The sequence below is a fragment of the Paracraurococcus ruber genome (assembly GCF_004353985.1).
In the GTDB taxonomy this organism is placed as follows: Bacteria; Pseudomonadota; Alphaproteobacteria; order Acetobacterales; family Acetobacteraceae; genus Paracraurococcus; species Paracraurococcus ruber.
This window is the reverse complement of the sequence record NZ_SMOA01000367.1, coordinates 1-4,422: the sequence shown is the minus strand read 5'-3', so window position 1 is coordinate 4,422 and position 4,422 is coordinate 1. Positions and strand designations below refer to the sequence as shown.

Genomic DNA, 4,422 nt, shown 5'->3' with positions numbered 1-4,422 from the left:
GGCGGAACCGGCGGTCGCCGCCCTGCTGCGCACCGCCGCCTGCCTGGCGCCGCCGCGGCCGCGCAGCCGTCCCAGCCTCGGCGCCGCCGTCACCGGCGCGCTCGACCTCGCCATCCCCGACACCCGGGGCGGGCTGTTCCTGCGCGGCTGGCTGCGCGACCCGCATGGGCTGGTCACCGCCCTGTCGCTCGGCCGGCCGGGGGAGGCGCCGGTCCTGCTGCCGGACGCGGCGCTCTTCCGCTTCCCGCGGCGGGAACTCGGCCCGCGCTTCGCCCGCGCGGCGCATGCGCCGGGGGAGGGGGCGGAAGGCTTCGTCGCGCACCTGCCCGAGCATCCCGGCGGGCCGCAGCCGGACCTGGTGCTGCACCTGGCGGGCGGCGGGACGGTGCGGCTGACCCCGGCGCTGCGCCATCTCGCGCCCGGCCAGGCGCGCGACCTCGTCCTTGCCTCGGTGCGCGGCGAAGCGCTGACCGAGGCGATGTTCGAGCAGTGCCTGGCCCCGGCCGCGGCGCGGCTGCATGCCGCGCACCTGGCCCTGCCGCGCCGGCCGGTGGTGCGGCGGCTCGGCTCCGCGCCGGCATCGCCGCGCGTCTCCGTCATCGTCCCGCTCTACCGCAACCTCGGTTTCCTGCGGGTGCAGCTGGCCGCCTTCGCCGCCGACCCGGAATGGCGCCGGGCCGAGACCATCCTGGTGCTGGACAGCCCGGAACAGGCGGCCGAAGTCGAGCACCTGCTGCGCGGCATCCAGCTGATGCACGGGCTGCCGCTGACACTGGTCGTGCCGCCGCGCAACCTCGGCTATGCCGCCGCCAACAACCTGGGCGCCGGGCTGGCACGCGGCCGGCTGCTGCTGCTGCTGAACAGCGACGTCATCCCGGACCGGCCGGGCTGGCTGGGCCTGCTGGCCAGCGCGGCCGCGGCGCGCGGCGCCGGCGCGGCCGGGCCGAAGCTGCTGTTCGACGACGGCTCCATCCAGCATGCCGGCCTCTATTTCGACCGCGACGCCGAAGGCCGCTGGCTGAACCGCCACTACCACAAGGGCTTCCCGCGCCACTGGCCGGCGGCGCAGCGCGCCCGCCCGGTGCCGGGGGTGACCGGCGCGGCGCTGATGGTGAAGCGCACGCTGTTCGAGGCGGTGGGCGGCTTCACCGAGGACTACATCCTCGGCGACTACGAGGACAGCGATCTCTGCCTGAAGCTGCGCGCGGCCGGCGCCGGCATCGCCTACCAGCCCGAGGCCGAGCTCTGGCATTTCGAGCGGCGCTCGATCGGGCTGCATGCCGGCCATGCGCGGACGCTGGCGGGCCAGTACAACCGCGGGCTGCACCATGCGCGCTGGGACGGCGCCATCGCCGCGCTGATGCGCCGCTTCGCGCCGGAGGCGGCGGCATGAGCGCGGCGTTGCATGTGGCGGACGACCCGGCGCTCGGCCTGCTCTGCGGCCAGCTTGCCCGCAACCGCTTCCTGCCGGTGCCGCCGCCGCATCTCCTCTCCTGCGGGGATGGCGACTACTGCGCCATCGGCGCCGAGTTCCTGCGGCATTTCGTCGCGCGCGCCGGGCTGCGCCCGCAGGACCGCGTGCTCGACATCGGCTGCGGCCCCGGCCGCATGGCGGTGCCGCTGACGCAGTACCTGGCCGGGGATGCGTCCTATGACGGCGTCGATGTCGACGCCGCGGCCATCGGCTGGTGCGCGGATGTCATCACGCCGGCCTATCCGGGCTTCCGCTTCCACCGGCTCGACATCGCGCATCCGCTCTACAACCCGGGCGGCGCGCTGGCGGCCGAGGCGCTGGCGCTGCCCTTCGCCGATGCCAGCATGGACATGGTGCTGCTGGTCTCGGTTCTGACTCATCTCGACCTGCCGGCCATCGCCCGCTACGGCGCCGAGATCCGCCGCGTGCTGGCGCCGGGCGGCCGCTGCTTCGCCACCGCCTTCCTGCTGAACCGCCCAGCGCGCGCGGGCATCGCCGCCGGCCGCGCCGCGCTGCCCTTCCCCGACCGGCCGGACGACCCGGTGCTGGTCGCGCATCCGGACGCCCCGCTCGCCGCCATCGCCTTCGAGGAGGACCTGCTGCTCGGCACCCTGCTCGGCGCCGGGCTGCGGCGGCGGCGGCCGGCCGCCTATGGCACCTGGTCCGGGCGCGAGGGCGGCACCGGCTTCCAGGACATCTGCGTCTTCGAGCCCGCCTGAGGATCCGCCCGCGCATGCGCCTTCTCTTTCTCTGCCACGGCCATCCCGACCTGCAGGCGGGCGGCACCGAGGTCGCCTCCCTCGCCCTGTTCCGCGCGCTGCGCCGGCAGCCGCGGGTGGAGGGGCTGTTCCTGGCCGGCGTCAGCGGCCTGCACCGCCCGGCCAGCCCCGGCACGCCCTTCCAGGCGATCGGCGAGGCGCCGGACGAGCTGCTGATGCGGACCGAGGCCTTCGACCGCTTCTTCGTCTCGCAGACCGACCTCTACGGCGTCGGCCAGGAATTCCGCGGCCTGCTCGCCGATCTCCGGCCGGACATCGTCCATATGCACCACCCGCTGCTGCACGGGGTGGAGGCGCTGCAGGCGATCCGCGACGCGCATCCGGCGGCGCGCATCGTGCTGACCCTGCACGACTACTACGCCATCTGCGCCAATGAAGGCCTGATGCGGACGACCGATGGCCGGCTCTGCCGCGCCGCCTCGGTCGATGCCTGCCGGCGTTGCCAGCCGGAGCGCAGCGCCACCGAGTTCCGCCTGCGGGAGCTGCATATCCGCGGCATGTACCGGCTGGTGGACCGCTTCGTCTCGCCCAGCCATGTGCTGCGGGAGAGGCATGTCGCCTGGGGCCTGCCGCCCGACTCCATCGCCGTGCTGCCGAACGGCCTGCCGCCGGCCGACCCGGCGCCGCACCGCGCCCTGCCGGCCGGCGGCCGGCGCGACCGCTTCGCCTATTTTGGCCATATCTCGCCCAGCAAGGGGGCGCTGGTCGCGCTCGGCGCCTCGGCGCTGCTGTCGCAGCAGGGCGTGGATCACGGCCTCGCCCTGCATGGCGGCACCGCCTTCCAGACCGAGGCCTTCCTCGGCGAATTCGCCGCCCGCCTCGCCGCGGCGCCGGATGCCCGGCACCACGGCGCCTATGCGCGCGAGGAGATCGCCGCCCGCATCGCCGCCGCCGACTGGGTCGTCGTGCCCTCGGTCTGGTGGGAGAATGCACCGCTGGTGATCCAGGAAGCCTTCCTGCATCGCCGCCCGGTCATCACCAGCGGCATCGGCGGCATGGCGGAGGCGGTGCGGGACGGCGTGGACGGGCTGCATGTGCCGCCCGACGACCCGGCGGCGCTGGCCGCCATGCTGCGCCGCGCCGCGGAGGAGCCCGGCCTGTGGCAGCGCCTGGTGGCCGGCATCCGCCCGCCGCCGACGCCCGAGGACGCGGCGCGGGACCACCTGGCGCTCTATGAAGGCCTGCTCGGCCGCCGCGCAGCGCGGGCGCGGAGGGCGGCATGAGCGTGATCCGGATGCCCGGCGCGCGGAGCGCGCCCAACTCGGATCCCGCGCGGAGCGCGCCCACGACGGATCCCGCGCGCAGCGCGGCCGACAGGGGCGATGCGCGGAGCGCGCCCATCGCTGCCGACGCGCGCGGCGCAGCCGATGCCCGCATCCCGCCCGACCTGGCGCAGGGCGGCCCGGTCGCCGGGATGCTGCTCGGCCGCGGCGCCGGCCTGCTGCTGGGCTGGCACACCGGCCGCCTGCCGCGACGCGGCCGGATCGCGCCGCCGGGGCAGGCGCCGGGCGCCTACCGCCTCACCGCATGGCCGCGGGCCGAAGGCGGCTGCTGGTTCCTCGCCGCGCTGCAGGTGCCGGGCGGGCTGGCGCCGGGGGCCGGCGTGCTGGAGATGCTGGCCGGCGACCTGCCGCCGCGGCGGCTGACCGCCTGGGCGGCGGATACCCTGGACCCCGCCGGCCTGGCCCAGGCGCTGGCGGCCCGCGCCACCTCCCATGCCGGCGCCATCGCGCTGTTCCTGGCCGACCTCGCCGCCGCGGCGGCGCCGGCCGCGGCCGCACCGCTGCGGGCGGTGCTGGAAGCGTTCTGCGCCGCCGCCGCCGAGGAGGACGGCGCGACCGAGGTGCTGGGCGCCGCGCCCGGCCTGCTGCTGCTGCAGGGCTGGGGCGACGAGGCGGCGCTGGAGGGGTTGGAGGCGCTGCTGCCCGCCGCATCGCGCCGCCTGCCGGCCCAGGCGCTGCGCTTCGACCGCCCGGATATCGGCGCCCCCGCCACCGGCCTGGTCCAGCTCGTCGAGTCGCCGGGGGACATCCGGCTCGAGGACCTGGTGTTCGTCGCCGGCACGCGGCTGCGCCGCCGCCGCCTGGTGGACCGGCCGCTGCGGCTGGACCCCGCCGCGACCGGCGCGGCGCTGCGCGACCTGCAGCCGCGGCTGGCGGGCGCGGAGGC

Annotated in this window: 4 protein-coding genes; all 4 read left to right on the top strand. The window is 76.8% G+C overall.

Annotation, left to right across the window (positions count from 1 at the left end; genetic code table 11):
* A partial coding sequence (locus E2C05_RS29145; protein WP_133223126.1) for a glycosyltransferase family 2 protein occupies positions 1-1,393 on the top strand: 1,393 nt, incomplete at its 5' end.
* Positions 1,390-2,193 (top strand): class I SAM-dependent methyltransferase, encoded by an 804-nt coding sequence (locus E2C05_RS29140; protein ID WP_133223125.1) that lies wholly within the window; start codon positions 1,390-1,392, stop codon positions 2,191-2,193. The genes E2C05_RS29145 and E2C05_RS29140, both read left to right, overlap by 4 nt.
* A gap of 14 nt (positions 2,194-2,207) precedes the next feature.
* Positions 2,208-3,476 carry a glycosyltransferase family 4 protein gene (locus E2C05_RS29135; RefSeq protein WP_133223124.1) on the top strand — a complete coding sequence of 423 codons (1,269 nt, stop codon included), beginning with the start codon at positions 2,208-2,210 and terminating at the stop codon, positions 3,474-3,476.
* A partial coding sequence (locus E2C05_RS29130) for a hypothetical protein (protein WP_205083164.1) occupies positions 3,473-4,422 on the top strand: 950 nt, incomplete at its 3' end. The genes E2C05_RS29135 and E2C05_RS29130, both read left to right, overlap by 4 nt.